We start from the raw sequence: 16,385 nt of genomic DNA on the forward strand, positions 1-16,385 counted from the left end.
GGTCCTTATTCCTCCCATGCCTCCGCCAGCAGCTGCCGCGTCTCGCGCAACAACTGAGGCATCACCTTCACCCCGCCGACCACGGTGATGAAGTTCGCGTCCCCGCCCCAGCGCGGAACGATGTGCTGGTGCAGGTGGTCGGCGAGCGAGCCACCTGCCACGCCGCCGAGATTGAGACCCACGTTGAATCCGGCAGGCCGCGAGACCTGCTTCATCACGCGAATGGCCCGCTGCGTGAAGGCCATCAGTTCCGCGCTCTCGGCGGTCGTGAGGTCCTCCAGGTCGGCTACCCGGCGGTACGGCACCACCATCATGTGCCCTGGGTTGTACGGGTACAAGTTCAGCACGGCGTAGACATTCTCGCCGCGCGCGATGATCAGGCCGTCTTCGTCCGACATCTTCGGGATATCGGTGAACGGATGCCCGGTCGCGTCCTTGGGCTTGACCTCACCGGTGATGTAGGACATCCGGTACGGCGTCCACAACCGCTGGAGGCGGTCGGGCTGGCCCGCCCCGGCGTCGACGATCGAGCCGGCGTCGGGGGCGAGGTTCTCGCTCATGACCCGACCGCCGCCGAGACGACCTCGAACCCCTCGGCGGTGGGTGAGGCGTTCTCGCGGTGGGCGATCCAGGTGGTGATGGTGGCGACCGCGTCGGCGACGGGCACTCCGTTGACCTGGGTACCGTCGCGGAACCGGAAGCTCACCGCGCCCGCTTCCACGTCGCGTGCGCCCGCCAGCAGCATGAAGGGCACCTTCTGCGCGGTCTGGTTGAAGATCTTCTTCTGCATCCGGTCGTCGCTGCGGTCCACCTGGGCCCGCACGCCCGCGTCACGCAACCGCTCGATCACCGAATCCAGGTGCGGGACAAAGTTTTCCGCCACCGGGATGCCGATCACCTGCACCGGCGAGAGCCAGGCGGGGAACGCACCGGCGTAGTGCTCGGTGAGCACGCCGAAGAAGCGTTCGATCGAGCCGAACAGCGCGCGGTGGATCATCACCGGGCGCTGCTTGGTGCCGTCGGAGGCGGTGTACTCGAGGTCGAAGCGATCGGGCAGGTTGAAGTCGAGCTGCACGGTCGACATCTGCCAGGTACGGCCCAGTGCGTCCTTGACCTGCACGGAGATCTTCGGGCCGTAGAACGCGGCGCCGCCGGGGTCGGGCACCAGATCCAGGCCGGAAGCCTCGGCGACCTTCTCGAGGGTCTCGGTGGCCTCGGCCCAGAGCTCGTCCGAACCCACGTACTTCTTGGGGTCCTTGGTCGACAGCTCGAGGTAGAAGTCGTCGAGGCCGTAGTCCTTCAACAGGCCGAGGACGAACTGCAGGGTGCTGGTGAGCTCGCCGTGCATCTGCTCTTTGGTGCAGTAGATGTGCGCGTCGTCCTGGGTCATGCCACGCACGCGGGTCAGGCCGTGGATCACGCCGGACTTCTCGTAGCGGTACACCGAGCCGAACTCGAACATCCGCAGCGGCAGCTCACGGTAGGAACGGCCGCGCGCGCCGAAGATCAGGTTGTGCATCGGGCAGTTCATCGGCTTGACGTAGTAGTCCTGGCCGGGCTTGCGGACGGAGCCGTCCTCGTTGAGTTCGGCGTCGAGGTGCATGGCCGGGAACATGCCGTCCTTGTACCAGTCGAGATGGCCCGAGATCTCGTACAGATGCCCCTTGGTGAGGTGCGGGGTATTGACGAACTCGTAGCCCGCGTCGACGTGGCGCTGCCGCGAGTACTCCTCCATCTCCTTGCGGATGATGCCGCCCTTGGGGTGGAACACCGGCAGACCCGAACCGAGCGCGTCGGGGAAGGAGAACAGGTCGAGCTCGAGGCCCAGCTTGCGGTGATCGCGGCGCTCGGCCTCGGCCAGCAGCTCCAGGTAGGTGTCCATCGCCTCGGTGGATTCCCACGCGGTGCCGTACACCCGCTGCAGGTCCTCGCGGTCCTGGTCGCCACGCCAGTAGGCGGCCGAGGAGCGGGTCAGCTTGAAGGCGGGGATGAACTTGGTGGTGGGAATGTGCGGGCCGCGACACAGGTCGCCCCACAGCTTCTCGCCGGTGCGCGGGTCGAGGTTGTCGTAGATGGTCAGCTCGTTGCCGCCGACCTCCATGATCTCGGGATCATCGATACCGGACTTGTCGCTGATCAGCTCGAGCTTGAACGGCTCGTTGGCCAGTTCGACGCGAGCGTCGTCGATCTCCACGACGCGACGCGAAAAGCGTTGCGCGCCTTTGATGATCTTCTTCATCCGCGATTCCAGCTTGGCCAGATCCTCGGGGGTGAAGGGCTTGTCGACCTGGAAGTCGTAGTAGAAGCCGTCCTTGATCGGCGGGCCGATCCCGAGTTTCGCGTCCGGGAACTCCTGCTGCACCGCCTGGGCGAGCACGTGCGCGGCCGAGTGCCGGATCACGCTGCGCCCGTCCTCGCTGTTCGCGGGAACCGGCTCGACGTCGGCGTCCTCCTCCGGGATCCAGGACAGATCCTTGAGGGCGCCGTCGACATCACGCACGACGACGACCGTGTCCGGGCCCTTCGTGGGCAAGCCCGCTTCCCGTACCGCTGCGCCCGCGGTAGTCCCGGCCGGCACCCGAACGAGAGCGACGGGACTGATGGGTGCAGAGGTGGTCACGGGAATGTTCTCCTTGACGTCGGTGCCGGGTCATCCGGCAGGTCGCACAGCGTCGGTCACGCAGGGGATCCTGCGCCGCCCATGCTATCGGGACCGCCGACGGGGCGTGTCGATGGACCTAGGAGCGAGCGCGCGCGGCGGCGGCCAGCTGTTCGGCTCGATCGGCGGGCGCGCGCTTCGGGCAGCTCGTGCACATCTGTCGACCGGGCGCCTCGTAGACCAGGCAACACGAGGCGCGGCGGACGAAAGTACGGCCCGCCACCGTGACGAACCGTGGTGCGGGCAGGCGCGGGCCCACGTCCGCGGCCAGCCGGGTCGCGGCCTCCGGGGCGCCCGCGTCGAGGGCCCGGTTGCCGATGGCATCGGCGACGACCGCCCACAGCGCGGGAATCCCGGCCCCGGAAACCGTCGCAACCTGGGAGATCACGGCGGTCAAGGTGTCGCGCAAGGCGGTCGCGACCTCCTCGGCCGCTGCCGCGCCGGTCTCGCCACCCACGTCCGAACGCACGGAGCGCCCGGCGGCGTCGACCGGCATCCGGTGGAACCGCGCGTGCTCGACGCCGCCGTCCGGACGGACCACACAGTCGAATTCGCCGAGCGCGGCGACCGGAGCGGGCGTGCCCGCCGCGTAGGCGAACGCGATCTGCTCGACCAGGGTCGAGGCGACCATGCACCACCACAGGGTGCCCGCGACCCGGGGCACATCGGTGCCCCAGGTATGGCTCATCGCGTCGATCCGGGCCGCGACCCAGGTCGGGTCGGTGAGGAGCTGGCCGGGAACCGTGCTCACGACATCAGGGGACTGTGCAACCATGGCCAATCGACTCCGATCCACCCTGCGACCATCGAAAATGTACCGAGCAGCCACAACGTCACCAGGACGAGGGCGAAGGTGCCCACCGCGCCGAGTACCTTGATGAACCAACCGCGCGAGGTGTACCAGTCCATGACGATCCGGTATTTTCCGCGCACCCAGTTCAAGGTGTGATGGGCCCAGACGAATTCGGTGGCCAGGATGCCGAATCCCGCGAACACCAGCGCCCAGCCGGGTCCGGGGTACGGGATCGTGACGATCCCGACGATCAGCACCAACCCACCGACCACGCCGACGACGATGCGGTAGCCGAGGTTGAGGGTAGGGCGCTGGGCGATGTGTTCCCGGAAGGCGCGCCAGCGGTCCTTGAACCCGTCCCACCGCCCCGACTCGGCGGCAGCCTCGTTGTCCGCGGAATCGGAGCCGTCGGTGACGCGCTCGGCGGCGGTCGGATCGCTGGTCATGAAGTCCAGACTACGAGTCCGATCGCCGCCGAGTCGCGGCGTGGCTGTTCAGACCCCGGTGACAGCGAGTGCGGCGTGATCGTCGATCGCGCCGACCCCGTCGACGGTCACCTCGAGCACCCGGGCGCCCGCGATGTCGAAGAACAGCCCCGACAGCGCCAACCCGCGCTCGGCCACCGCGCGTCGCACGGCGGGATTGCGTCCCAGCGTCTCGAGCTGCACGGCGACATTGACCATGCTCAGCTGATCCACCTCGCTGTACCCGGCCGCCGCGGCGGCCACGGCCACGGGATGACCGGCGCGGAACCGCTGCAGCGCCGGTTCGGCGTGGCGCAACCAGGAGCCGAGCCCACCGCCGGTGTCGGCGGCGGAGTGCACTGCCTTCATCGCGCCGCACGAGGAATGCCCGCACACCACCACCGAGCGGACCGCGAGCGAGTCCAAGGCGAAAGTCAGCGCCGCTTCGACCGAATCGTCGCCGCTGACCGGGACCAGGTTGCCGACATTGCGCACCGTGAACAGGTCACCCGGGCCGCTGTTGGTGATCACATTGGGCACGATCCGCGAATCCGAGCAGGTGAGGAAGAACGAATCCGGGTCCTGGTGCATGCCGTCCAGGTGCGGGCGCACCACATGCGCGGAGCCGCGATGGAAGGCCGCGATACCCGCCGTCATCGCGTCGCCGCCGGACTTCTGGTGCCGCCACGGACGGAGCATGTCGTCGATCGCGGCGCGACCGAATCCGCGCGTCGGCGGCGCGCCCGGGGTGTCGGCCATCCGGGCGTGCCCGATCTCGACGAAATCGATACGGCCACCGCTGCTTTCGTGCTGACGCTGCCAGTCCTCGATCGCCTCGAACGCGGCGTGGTCGAGGAAGTCGACGGTCATCTCGACCGTCACGTCGACGCCGGCAGGCACCTTCGCCAGTTCGCCCGACAGTTTCGGCAAGGCCAGGAAGGTGCACGATCCGTCGATATGGACCTGCCAGCGCCCGTCGGGCAGCGGCTCCGCCGTCACCTGCACGCGCACGACCCGCCACAGCAGCAGCCCGAAGGCCAGTCCCAACCCGATGACCACGCCTTCGAGCAGATTCGTGAACACCACGCCGAGCACGGTCACCACATAGACCAGCAGGTCGCCGGTGCGCCGAGCCAACCGGATGTGGGCCAGTTTCACCAGTTGCATGCCGATGACGATCAGCAGGCCCGCCAGCGCGGCCTTGGGAATCTGTTCCACCAGACCGACCAGCGCCACCGAGAACAGCAGAATCCAGAGTCCGTGCATGACGGCCGAGGCCCGCGTCCGCGCTCCCGCCTGCACGTTGGTGGCGCTGCGCACGATCACGCCGGTGATCGGCAGTCCGCCGGCCAGGCCCGAGACGACATTCGCCGTGCCCTGGCCGATCAGTTCCCGATCGAATCCGGTGCGCGGACCGGTGTGCATCTTGTCGACCGCGACGGCCGAGAGCAGGCTCTCCACACTGGCGATCAAGGCGATGGTCAGCACCATCATGGCCACGGCCGACCAGTTGCCCGACGGCAGTTCCGGCAGCCCGAGCGCGTCGAAGACCGACCCGCTCAGCGCGATGCGCTCGATATCGGGCAGGCCGAGGGAGAGCACGGTGCCGACGAGCACCGCGATCAGCGGGCCCGGTACCGCGCGCAGCTTCGGCGGGACGTACTTCCAGCCGAGCATCACCGCGATCACCACGGCGCCGACGAGCGCGTCACCACCGTGCAGCGACAGCAGCTGCCCGGGCAGTTCGGTCAAGTTGCGCAGCGCGGTGCTGTGCGAGGAGCCGCCGAGCAGGACATGGACCTGCTGTAGGGCGATGGTGATGCCGATACCGGCCAACATGGCGTGGACCACCACGGGAGCCACGGCGAGGGCGGCGCGCGCGATCCGGCTGAGCCCGAACAGGATCTGCAGCACGCCCGCGGCGACCACGATGAAACAGGTGACGCGCCAACCGAATTGGGCGATCGACTCCGCGACGACCACGGTCAGACCCGCGGCGGGTCCGCTGACCTGCAGGACCGCCCCACCGAGCAGACCGGCCACCACACCACCGATCACGGCGGCGACGAGACCGGCGGCGATCGGCGCGCCGGAGGCCACCGCGATGCCGAGCGACAGGGGCAGCGCGACCAGGAAAACTACGATGGAAGCGGGTAGATCATGTCGTAGCAGCGTCTGCTGCCACGCGGGGCGGGATGACGCGTCCGCACGGGGCGGAGCAAGGTCGTTCTCGATAGACATGACTCTCCTTCGCCGGCTCCCGGCGCTGGGCCGAGGCCGATCATCACGAGGACGGTGAAGCAAAGGGGCAAGAGCTTTGAAGACGCCGGTGCGACGGCGAACCGGGTCCGGGTGGATCCAACCTATTGGTAAAGAATTGGCAAAGCCAGTGTGCCGCACAAACAGTGGGAGTCGCCATAACGGCAGGCAGTCTGTGGTGTGACCCACAACTACCCCCCTTTACACGGGCTCGGCGGCGGCCCGACGGGCGTCGTCGAAGTCGGCGATCCCGTCGGCGGTGATCTCGATGACGCGCGCGGTCGCCAGGTCGAAGAACAGTCCCGACACCGCCACCCCGCGCTCCTGGATGCCGCTTCGCACCGCCGGATAATCGATCAGGGTCTGCACCTGCCTGGCCACGTTCACCATGCCGAGTTGGTCGATCGGGCCGAAGCCCGCCAGCCTGGCGGCCTCGGCGACAGGGTGGCCGCTGTGGAACGCCGTCAGTGTCGGCTGAGCATGGGCCAGCCAGTCGTCGAGGCCGGGCCCGGCCTGCACCTGCCGGTACAGCGCTTCCATCGCCCCGCAGCCGCTGTGCCCGCACACCACCACCGAGCGCACATCGAGCTTGTCCAGCGCGTAGATCAGCGCCGCCTCCACCGAGACGTCGGAGCCGCCGACCGGCACCAGATTGCCGACATTGCGCACCGTGAACAGGTCGCCGGGGCCGCTGTTGGTGATGACGTTGGGCACGATGCGGGCGTCGGCGCACGCCAGGAAGAAGGTGTCGGCATCGGGCCGGTGTTGCAGTCCGGCCAGGTGCGGCCGCATCAGATGCGCGTGCTCGCGATGGTAGGCCGCGATGCCCGCGGCGATCGGGTCGACGCCGCCGCTGCGCCGCCACGGCCGAATCGGGTCGACGACCGCCTTGCGCGCGTGCCCGTGGTCGGGCGGCCCGTCGTGGGTGCGGGCCATCCGCGCGGCGCCGAGCTCTACGAAATCGACTCTGCCGCAGGTGGATTCACGGACATCGGCCCATTCCGAGAGCAACTCGCACGCGGCGTGGTCGAGAAAGTCCACGCTCAGTTCGACCGTCACGTCCACCCCCGCGGGCACCTTCGCCAGTTCGGTCGTGAGCCGGGGCGCGGCCAGGAAGGTGCAGGTGCCCGCGATCCGCACCAGCCAGGTTCCATCGGTGCGCGGCGCCGCGGTGATCGTGAACTTCACGACCCGCCACAGCAGCAGCGCGAACGAGGCGAGCAGTCCGATCACCATGCCCTGCAACAGGTTCAGCGCGACGACCGCGATCACGGTGACCAGGTAGACGTAGATGTCGCCGGTGCGGCGGGCGCGCTTGATATGGGCCAGCTTCACCAACTGCACCCCGATCAGCACCAGCAATCCGGCCAGCGCCGCCGTCGGGATCTGGCGGACCAGCCCGACCAACGCGACCGAGAACACCAGGATCCAGCCACCGTGCAGCACGGTGGCCGCCCTACTGCGAGCGCCCGCGTTGGCGTTGGTGATGCTGCGCACGATGACCGCCGCGATCGGCAGACCGCCCAGCACGCCCGAGACCATGTTCGCCGCGCCCTGACCGAGCAGTTCCCGGTCGAAGTCGGTGCGCTGGTCGGGGCGCAGTTTGTCGACCGCGACGGCCGAGAGCAGCGTCTCCACACTGGCGATGAGAGCGATAGTGAGCATGGTGAGCACGAGCGGCAGCCACCCGCCGTGCGGCAACGCGGGCAACCCGATGCCGTCGAGCAGCGAGCCGTCCAGGCGCACCCGTTCCACCGTCATCGGCAGCACCAGCGAGACCACCGTCGCCGCCACCACCGCGACCAGTGGGCCGGGCACCACCCGCACCCTGCGCGGCAGATACTGCCATCCGATCAGCACGGAGATCACCAGCAGTCCGACGAACAAGTCACCCTTCTGCGCCGACATCACCTGACGCGGAAGCGCGACGATGCTGGCCAGAGGCGAGCTGACCGTCGTTCCACCGAGCAGCACGTGCACCTGCTGCAGGGCGATGACCACCCCGATGCCGGCGAGCATCGCGTGCACCACCACCGGCGCGATTCCCAGCGCGGCGCGCGCAACGCGACTGAGCCCGAACAGGATCTGCAGTACACCCGCCCCGACGGTGATGAAACACATGGCGGCCCAACCGAATTGCTGGACCGCTCCCGCCACCACGACGGCCAGACTCGCGGTCGGCCCACTGACCTGAACCTTCGAGCCGCCGAGCAATCCCGCGACCACGCCGCCGACGGCGGCGGCGATGAGCCCGGCGACGACAGGCGCGCCGGAGGCCAGCGCGACCCCGAGCGACAGCGGTAGCGCAACGAGGAACACTACGAGTGACGCTGGAAGATCTTGTTGGAGAACCGATTTCAGTGAAGCATGCGACAGCGTGCGCGCGGTCGCCGTAGTAGTGGTGCCCGGATCATTGTCGGTCATCATTCTCCTTCGCCGGGGCGGATGAGGTCCCGGTTCATCGGTCGAACATGCACTGGCAATTGATGCTGAGCTGCGAGCGAACGGCGGATCTGCAGCACTGCTCGGAAGAGCTCGGACTCCAGACACAGAGTCCTGACAATAGTAAAGAAGTTCCCAAGCATTAGAAAACGTTCCAGGAAGAATGGGACGAAATCGCCGTCGATCTGTGACCTCAGTCACAGAGCAGGTTGTCGGCCAACTGTCGTTGCGTCGCCTGGTCGAGACCGGCGTCGGTCGCCCACACGGTGGGACCGCCGTACTCGGCGTCCAGGTGGGCCAGGAACTGGCGCATGGTGTCCGCGTCGGCGGCGAAAACCCAGGCGGGCAGGCGGTCTGCCGCGTCGCCCTCCGGTCGAGCGGCGCGCCCCCCGCGAGCCCGTAGCGCCGCGATATTCGGTGCGGTGGCGGCATAGTCGGCGATGATGTCGTCCGCGCGCACCCCGGCGACGGCGAGCAGCAGGGCGATCACCACCCCGGTGCGATCCTTGCCCGCGGCGCAGTGGACCAGCGCGGGCAACTGACCCGGCCCGGCGAGCAGGCGCAGCACGGCGGCGATGTTCTCGCTGCTGTGCTCGAGGTATTCGCAGTACCGGTCGAACATGCTCCCGTCGGGCGAGACCTCGGTGAGGTCGAGGCGCACCCGGTCCGCGCCGTAGACGTGCAGGTTGCGGTAGTCCGCGACGGCGTCGACCACGGCACCTGTTCCGTCCGTGACGATCTCGCTCGGCGCACGCAGGTCGACGATCGTGCGAAGCCCGCATTCGGTGAGCAGGAACGACACATCCGCGGCGTCCAGCGAGGTCAGCAGGTCCGACCGCAGCACCCGCAAGCGGCGCACCTGCCGCCCGTCCGTCGTTCGCAACCCACCCAGGTCCCGCGCGTTCACCGCACCGCGCAGCGGCAATTCCCGGCCCATCGAAGAACTCACACCGTTGGTCATCACAATCCCCGTTCTCATTTTCGCAGCACCTATTCGCACCGTTGGTCAACGGTATTCGGTGTCGGATACCGCAAATTCCGAAATTCGCTCTCCCCGAATGATCTTCCGGACGTTTCCACAGGTCAGAGCACTGACGTCGTCGATTCGATCAGGAAATGCGATGGACGGATCGGAATGTTCGATACGAGTCGGCGGCGCCGGTTTCCCTCGATACCGTCGGGCTCGAAACTTCCGTGTCGAAAGGTACGTCGAATGCACCTGACAATCGTCGGAAATCGAGCAGGCATGCCCGCGGACGGCGGCGCCAGCTCGGGCTATCTGGTCGAGACCGGCCAGTCGCGAGTTCTGCTGGACTGTGGCCCCGGAATCGCGGTGATGCTCGGCAATTACGTGCACGCGAGCCTGCTCGACGCGGTGGTCATCAGCCATCTGCACCTGGATCACTGCTACGACGTGCTGCCCATCGGCAAACAGGCGATGCGCAAGGCCGCCGACGCCCCGGACCGCCGGATCAAGCTGTTCGTGCCGAGAGGGGCTCGCTCGAAACTGGATCAGCTCGCCGCGCTGTTCCCGGTGAAGACCTTCCCCGATCTGAACCGGGCGTTCGACCTGGCCTACGAGGTCATCGAATACGAGCGTGGCGCCACCTACGCGCTCACCGACTGCAGCATCGAGTTGGTGCCCATGGTGCACACCGAACCCGCCTGCGGCGTCCGGATCGAAAGCCCCACCGGCAGTCTCGCGTTCACCGGCGACACCGGCTGGAACGACAACCTGGTCGCGCTCGCCGCCGACGTCGACATCTTTCTCGCCGAGTCCACCCTCGCCGAGCCCGATCGCACCCCGCACGGCCATCTTTCGGCCACCGAGGTCGGGAGGGCGGCCGCCGCCGCGGGTGCGCGCTCGGTGGTGCTGACCCATTTCGGTTCGGCACAGGACCAATGGCAGCAGGCTCGGCGCGACGACGTGTCCGCCGAATTCGACGGACCCGTGCACCTGAGCCGACCCGGCATGCGGTTCTCGGTGCCCGCCGAACAGCCGCGCTGAGCGCTACACCGCCACCGTCAGGGTCGCGAGGCCGCGCAGGTTGATCCGACCGTTCCACGTCTGATCGACCACCGCGGCCTCGGGAAAGCGGGTCACGAAGCGCGGGAACACGATCCGGGCCTCCATCCGGACCAACGCGGCGCCGAGGCAGTGGTGGATGCCGGCACCGAGCGAGACGTTCTGGTGCGCGTTCGGCCGGTCCAGACGCAGCTGGTCGGCGTCGGCGCCCCAGAATTCCGGGTCCCGGTTGGCGGCGGCCAAGGCGCCGATCACCCAGGAGCCCGCGGGGATCTCGTGGTCACCGACGCGCAACGGCGCGAGGGTGATCCGGCGCATCAGGTGCACGGGGGTGTCGAAACGCATCAGCTCGTCGACGGCGCCGGCCGCCAGTTCGGGCTCGTCCCGCAGCCGCCGCGCCTGGTCCGGATGCCGCAGCAGCGACAGGATTCCGCTGCCGAGGTGGGTCACCGTGGTCTCGTGGCCCGCGATGTAGAGGAACATCACCTGCGAGATCAGCTCGTCCTCGCTGAGCATGTCGCCGTTGTCCTCGGCGCCGATCAGCGCCGTGAGCAGATCGTCACCGGGGTTCGCGCGTTTCCAGCGGATCAGTTCACGGACCATCCCGAACAGTTCCTGGTTGGTTGCCCGGATCCGGTCCTGGGTCGCGGGGCTCGCGAACGGCTCGAACACCAATACGACGATCTCGGTGAGCTCGCGCAGCCGGGTGTGCTCGCCCACCGGGATGCCGAGCATCTCCGAGATGATGGTGAAGGGCAGCGGAAAGGCCAGTTCGGCAATGACATCCGCGGTGCCCGCCGCGGCGATGCGGGCCAGCGCCTCCTCGACCAGTTCCTCGACGCGCGGCTGCAGCGAGTCGATGGAGCGGGGCGTGAAGGCCTTCGACACCAGTCGCCGCAGGCGGGTGTGGTCGGGCGGGTCCTGATCCAGCATCGACAGCCCGCCCATCACGCGGCTCTCCTTGCGGACCTCGGTGCTGCCGCTCTTCCACGCGGGCAGATGCCGCAGGTGCTGCTCGTCGACGGAGTGCGGGGAACGCTGGAGGGCTGCCACGTCGGCGTGCCGGGAGATGATCCAGAACCCCATCGGGTGCTCCTGTGCGGGTCCCGCCGCGCGCAGCTGGGCGTAGTGCGGATACGGGTCGTCGGCGAATCCCGGTGCGGTGGGGTCGAAGACGAAGGTCTCGGTGCTCATTGCAGGTATCGCTTCCTTGCCGCTGATCGCATGATTTTTCCGCTGCTCGTCTTCTGCACGGTGTCCGGCGCGGCCAGGACCACGTCCGCGACGGCGAGTTCGTGTTCCTGCATCACCGCCGCACGGATAGCGCCCGCGATGTCGTCGGCGTCGGCGTCGGCGTCGCGCTTCAGCTCCTGGACGACGACGAGCTTCTCGCCGTCGCGCCCCGGCACCGCGAACGCCGCGCCGCTACCGGGTCGCAGTGCCGGGTGCGCGCGCTGCACGGTGTGCTCGATATCGTGCGGGTAGTAGTTGCGGCCCCGGAGGATGATGATGTCCTTGAGGCGGCCCACCACATACAGTTCCTCGTCGACGACCACACCGAGGTCGCCCGTGCGCAGGTAGGTGCGCTCGGGATCGCCGGCGATGCGGGCGTGGAAGGTCTCGGCGGTCGCCTCGGGCAGGCCCCAATAGCCCTGGGCGACATGGTCGCCCGCCACCCAGATCTCGCCGGCCAGACCTTCCGGACAGGGGTTGCCCGTCTCCGGGTCGACGATGCGCAGGTCCTCACCGGGCAGCGCCACCCCGGAGCCGACGAGCGTGCGGCCCCGATCCACCGCGGCCGCGACATACCGTCGATCGGCGAGTGCGTCGATATCGGCGTCGAGCAACCGGGGACCGCGTCCCTTCCCGCTCGCCGACACCAGCAGGGTGGCCTCCGCGAGTCCGTAGCACGGGAAGACCGCCTGGGCGCCGAATCCCAGCGGCGCGAACGTCTTCGCGAAGCGGTCCAGGGTCTCGGCCCGGATCGGCTCGGCGCCGTTGAAGGCGACCTTCCAGCTGCTCAGGTCCAGGTCGGGCAGTTCACCGGCGGCGGCGCGCGCGACACAGGCGTCGAAGGCGAAGTTCGGGCCGCCGCTGGTGTGCGCGCGATAGTGCGAGATGGCTTCGAGCCACCGCAGCGGTCGCCGGATGAACGTGGTGGGCGACATCATGACGGTCGTCGCGCCGACGTACACCGGTTGCAGCACATTGCCGATCAGGCCCTGGTCGTGGAAGAAGGGCGCCCAGCCGACCACGGTCGATTCCCGGTCGTGGCCGAAACTGTGCCGGATCATCTCCTCGTTGGCCACCAGGTTTCGATGCGTCACCATCACGCCCTTGGGCGCGGAGGTGGACCCGGAGGTGTACTGCAGGAACGCCACGGAATCGGGATCAGCGGCTGTCGCGGTGAAAGACGTTTCCGTCGTGGGCAACTCGTCGACGGCCAGCCACTGCCGTGCGGTGCAGAGCGGCTCGAGTGCCGGTCGCAGCGTCTCGAGCAGCCCTGCGATCGTCAACACGGCTGTGGGCGCGCAGTCGCCGACGATGGAACGCGTCGCGTCCTGAACCTTGCCGCGGCGCGGCGGATTGACCGGCACGGCAACGATATTCGCGTAGAGGCAGCCGAAGTAGGCGGTGATGAATTCGACGCACTGCGGGAACACCAACAGCGCGCGCTCGCCCGGTTCGCACCGCGCGCGCAGCAGTCCCGCCACCGCCGTCGCTTGTTCGTGGAGTTCGCGATAGGTCGTGGTGGTGTGCTCGGCACCGTTGTCGTCGAGGAAGATGTAGGCGATGCGGTCCGGCTCGTCGACGGCGCGACGCGCGAGGATCTCGGGAAGTAGCTGCACGTCGGTCCTCAGGTCAGGGCGGCGGTCATGATCGCCGCGATTGCCGCGCGATGTCGATGGTGGAACAGGTGATCACCGGTGAACTCGTGGGTGGCGAACGGGCCGTCGGTCAACGACCCCCACGCCCACACCTCGTCCGGGTCGGCGATCGGGTCCTCGTCGCCGTAGAACGTCGTGATCGGGCAGGCGAGCCGGGGGCGGGGCCGGTGGGTGTATTCCTCCGACAACTCCAGGTCCGCGCGAGTCAGCGGCAGCGCGTACCGCAGGAAACTCGCGCTGCGGCCCGCCGCGCCCCAGGCGCCCATCGCGTCCAGCGCGGCGGCGAAGTCGTTGTCGGGCAGGCGATGCAGGACCGCGCGGCTCGCCGCCAGGTGTGGTGACCGGCGACCGGATACGAACAGGTGGACCGGCGGCCTGCCCGCGACGGTCAGCGCGCGAGCCAGTTCATAGGCCACCAGCGCGCCCATGCTGTGGCCGTAGAGGGCTACCGGTGCGTCGCCCGATTGCATGATCTGTCCGGACAATTCGTCGACCGCCTCGCCGACCCGGTGCAGCGGCGGACGTTGCGCGACATCCTCGCGGCCGGGGAGCTGCACCCGCACGACCCCGATCCCCGGTCCGAACAGGTCGGGCCAGCGATTGAACGACGACGCTCCGGCACCCGCGTGTGGGATACACACCAGCCGCACCCCAGCGGGCGCGGTGTCGCCGCGCAACCAGGAGGTGACCAGTCCGGTGCCCGTCATCGTGCCCGCCGCACGTCGACGGGAAGGCTCTTCAGACCACGCACGATGAAACTGTGGTCCTGCCATTCGAGGTCCATCTGCCGTGGTTCCAGGTGCTCCGAACGGACGAACAGGTACTCGAAGGCGACCTGCGCCTGTAGTTCGGCGAGCAGTCCGCCGAGGCACCCGTGCATGCCGTGGCCGAATCCGAGATGTCCACCGCCGGTGCGGGTGAGGTCGAACTCGTCGGGCCGGGCGAAGACGTCGGGGTCGCGGTTGGCCGCGCCGAGACACACCAGAATCTGTTCGCCCGCCGAGATCCTGGCACCGTCGAGCTGGATGTCGCGGGTGGCGAGGCGCTTGGTCAACTGCAGCGGAGGGTCGTAGCGCAGGGCCTCGGTCACCGCCGCCTCGACCGATTCCGGTCCGCGGCGCAGCAGCGCGGCCTGGGCGGGGTGGCGCAGCAGCGCCAGCGTCCCGTTGCCGATCAGCGATTTGGTGGTCTCGTTGCCCGCGACGAAACACATGATGCAGACGAAGACCACTTCCTCGTCGGTCAGCACATCGCCGCCTGCGGTCCGCGCCGCGAGCAATTGGCTGATCAGATCACTGCCGGGCCGGGCACGTCGCTCGGGCAGCACGGCATCGATGGCCGCGGCGAACTCCTCGACCACCACCCGGACCCGTTCGAAATCCCCGGCTTTCATCATGCCGGGCTCGAGCAGGAATCGGATGTCGTGGGTCCACGGCCCGACCCGCGGGCGCAACTCCTCGGGCAGATCCATCCACTCACACAGCACCGCCACCGGCAGCGGCGCGGCCAGGTCGGCGATGACATCCAGGCCGCCGTCACGCCAGGCCCGCTCCATGAGGTCGGCGGCGACCCGGGCCACCAGCGGGCGCAGCGACTCCACCGACCGGGCGGTGAACACCCGGTTCACCAGTCCGCGCAACCGCGCGTGATCGGGATTGTCGGTGAACACCAACGACTTACGCCCGAGGCGTTCGATCTGCGCGACGCTGCAGTGCCCGAGCCGCTCGGCCTGTCTGCTCACCAGACTGGGAATCAGACCGGCGCTGAACGAGCGATCGTGCAGCACCCCACGCACCTCGGCATGCCGGGTGAGCACCCACATGCCGAGTGTCCGGTGCACCGGTTCGGCTTCGCGCAACTGCTGGTAGAGCGGGTACGGGTCCTGCCGGAATTCGGCGCTGAACGGGTTGAACCGCACCCGCGCCCTGCTCGGTGCGACGGGTTCGGGCGAATGCGTGGTCATGCCGACCGCACCCGGCGGTCGGCGAAGAATCCGGTGCGGTAGGGCACCAGCACGAGCCGCAGCAGGCCGATCTTGCCCATCCGGAAACCGAGCGCCGACAGCTTCAGGTAGCGCTCGTAGCGGGCCACCACGTCGCTGCCGACGATCTCGGTGGCCTCGGCGCGGTGGGCCCGCAGCCTGCGCGCCCACTGCTCGCACGTCCAGGCGTAGTCGAGGCGTCCGTTGCTGATCGAGCGCACCTCGAACAAACCCTCGGCCGCGGCAGTGATCTCGGCCAGCGTCGGCAGGTCGGCGTCGGGGAAGATCTCCTGCTGCATGAAGGCACTGGCTTGTTCGCGAGACATGTTCGCGTAGGCGATGGTCTGCAGCGACAGCGTGCCGTCGGGATCGAGCCAGTCGCGGCACCGCGTGAAGAAGTCCCGGTACACCCCGATCTTCTGGTCCGGTGTGTCATCGGGAGTCGCGAAGTGTTCGAAGGCGCCGATCGAGATGATGCCGTCGAATCGGGTGTCCGGCTCGTAGTGCAGCCAGTTCTCGGTCCGCACTTCGACGCCGGGACATTGGCGCGATCGGACGAACTCGGCTTGCTCGGGACTGAGCGTCAGCCCGACGGACCTGGCGACCCCGGCGTGCGCCAGCCGCTCGAGGATCGCGCCCCACCCGCAGCCGATATCGAGGACGGTGGCGGCGTGCTGCGCGTCGATCGCGTCCAGGTGGAATCGCAGTTTGCGATCCTGGGCGAGTTCCAGTGTGTCGTCGGGGTTTTCGCGCAGGGCGCAGGAGTAGGACAACGACTCGTCGAGCCAGAGGCGATAGAAGTCGTTACCCGCGTCGTAGTGGTGGCGGATCGCTGCGGCGGCCGCGGTGGACCGCTCGGTATGGACCGACATC

General features: G+C 68.4%; 13 protein-coding genes. 1 reads left to right on the top strand and 12 read right to left on the bottom strand.

The features are described 5' to 3' along the window. Nucleotides 1–5: 5 nt before the first annotated feature. The 7 genes from ASD42_RS05200 to ASD42_RS05230 form a co-directional block, all read right to left on the bottom strand. A complete protein-coding gene (locus tag ASD42_RS05200) occupies nt 6–560 on the bottom strand; it encodes an HIT family protein (RefSeq protein WP_056810869.1) in 555 nt (184 codons plus the stop codon). Next, nucleotides 557–2,620, bottom strand: a complete 2,064-nt coding sequence (gene thrS / locus ASD42_RS05205) for a threonine--tRNA ligase (protein WP_056810874.1) — start codon at nt 2,618–2,620, stop codon at nt 557–559. Before thrS ends, ASD42_RS05200 begins: the two co-directional genes overlap by 4 nt. Before the next feature lie 118 nt (nt 2,621–2,738). Continuing rightward, entirely contained in the window at nt 2,739–3,410 is a 672-nt protein-coding gene (locus ASD42_RS05210) for a (2Fe-2S)-binding protein (RefSeq protein WP_056810877.1), read from the bottom strand. Continuing rightward, nucleotides 3,407–3,898 (bottom strand): TIGR02611 family protein, encoded by a 492-nt coding sequence (locus ASD42_RS05215; protein ID WP_056810880.1) that lies wholly within the window; start codon nt 3,896–3,898, stop codon nt 3,407–3,409. Before ASD42_RS05215 ends, ASD42_RS05210 begins: the two co-directional genes overlap by 4 nt. Nucleotides 3,899–3,946: 48 nt before the next feature. Further along, nucleotides 3,947–6,157, bottom strand: coding sequence for a SulP family inorganic anion transporter (locus ASD42_RS05220; protein ID WP_056810882.1), 2,211 nt, complete (start codon nt 6,155–6,157; stop codon nt 3,947–3,949). A gap of 219 nt (nt 6,158–6,376) precedes the next feature. Further along, nucleotides 6,377–8,602 carry a SulP family inorganic anion transporter gene (locus ASD42_RS05225; protein WP_056810885.1) on the bottom strand — a complete coding sequence of 742 codons (2,226 nt, stop codon included), beginning with the start codon at nt 8,600–8,602 and terminating at the stop codon, nt 6,377–6,379. A 208-nt stretch (nt 8,603–8,810) separates the two neighbouring features. Then, nucleotides 8,811–9,596, bottom strand: a complete 786-nt coding sequence (locus ASD42_RS05230) for a tyrosine-protein phosphatase (RefSeq protein ID WP_082843839.1) — start codon at nt 9,594–9,596, stop codon at nt 8,811–8,813. A 234-nt stretch (nt 9,597–9,830) separates the two neighbouring features. On the opposite strand from ASD42_RS05230, the gene ASD42_RS05235 reads away from it, so the two are divergent. After that, nucleotides 9,831–10,625, top strand: a complete 795-nt coding sequence (locus tag ASD42_RS05235; protein ID WP_056810891.1) for an MBL fold metallo-hydrolase — start codon at nt 9,831–9,833, stop codon at nt 10,623–10,625. A gap of 3 nt (nt 10,626–10,628) precedes the next feature. On the opposite strand, the gene ASD42_RS05240 is transcribed toward ASD42_RS05235, so the two are convergent. The 5 genes from ASD42_RS05240 to ASD42_RS05260 are packed head-to-tail and all read right to left on the bottom strand — an operon-like array spanning nt 10,629 to nt 16,384. Continuing rightward, nucleotides 10,629–11,837 (bottom strand): cytochrome P450, encoded by a 1,209-nt coding sequence (locus ASD42_RS05240; protein WP_056810894.1) that lies wholly within the window; start codon nt 11,835–11,837, stop codon nt 10,629–10,631. Beyond that, entirely contained in the window at nt 11,834–13,492 is a 1,659-nt protein-coding gene (locus ASD42_RS05245; protein ID WP_235569312.1) for a fatty acyl-AMP ligase, read from the bottom strand. Before ASD42_RS05245 ends, ASD42_RS05240 begins: the two co-directional genes overlap by 4 nt. An 8-nt stretch (nt 13,493–13,500) precedes the next feature. Beyond that, a complete protein-coding gene (locus ASD42_RS05250; protein WP_200950379.1) occupies nt 13,501–14,238 on the bottom strand; it encodes a thioesterase II family protein in 738 nt (245 codons plus the stop codon). Further along, nucleotides 14,235–15,494, bottom strand: a complete 1,260-nt coding sequence (locus ASD42_RS05255) for a cytochrome P450 (RefSeq protein WP_056810900.1) — start codon at nt 15,492–15,494, stop codon at nt 14,235–14,237. The genes ASD42_RS05250 and ASD42_RS05255 overlap by 4 nt, the downstream gene beginning before the upstream one ends. After that, nucleotides 15,491–16,384: an SAM-dependent methyltransferase gene (locus ASD42_RS05260; protein WP_056810902.1), complete on the bottom strand. Its 894-nt coding sequence runs from the start codon at nt 16,382–16,384 to the stop codon at nt 15,491–15,493. Before ASD42_RS05260 ends, ASD42_RS05255 begins: the two co-directional genes overlap by 4 nt. Nucleotide 16,385: the final 1 nt, after the last annotated feature.

This window comes from Nocardia sp. Root136 (genome assembly GCF_001427185.1).
In the GTDB taxonomy this organism is placed as follows: domain Bacteria; phylum Actinomycetota; class Actinomycetes; order Mycobacteriales; family Mycobacteriaceae; genus Nocardia; species Nocardia salmonicida.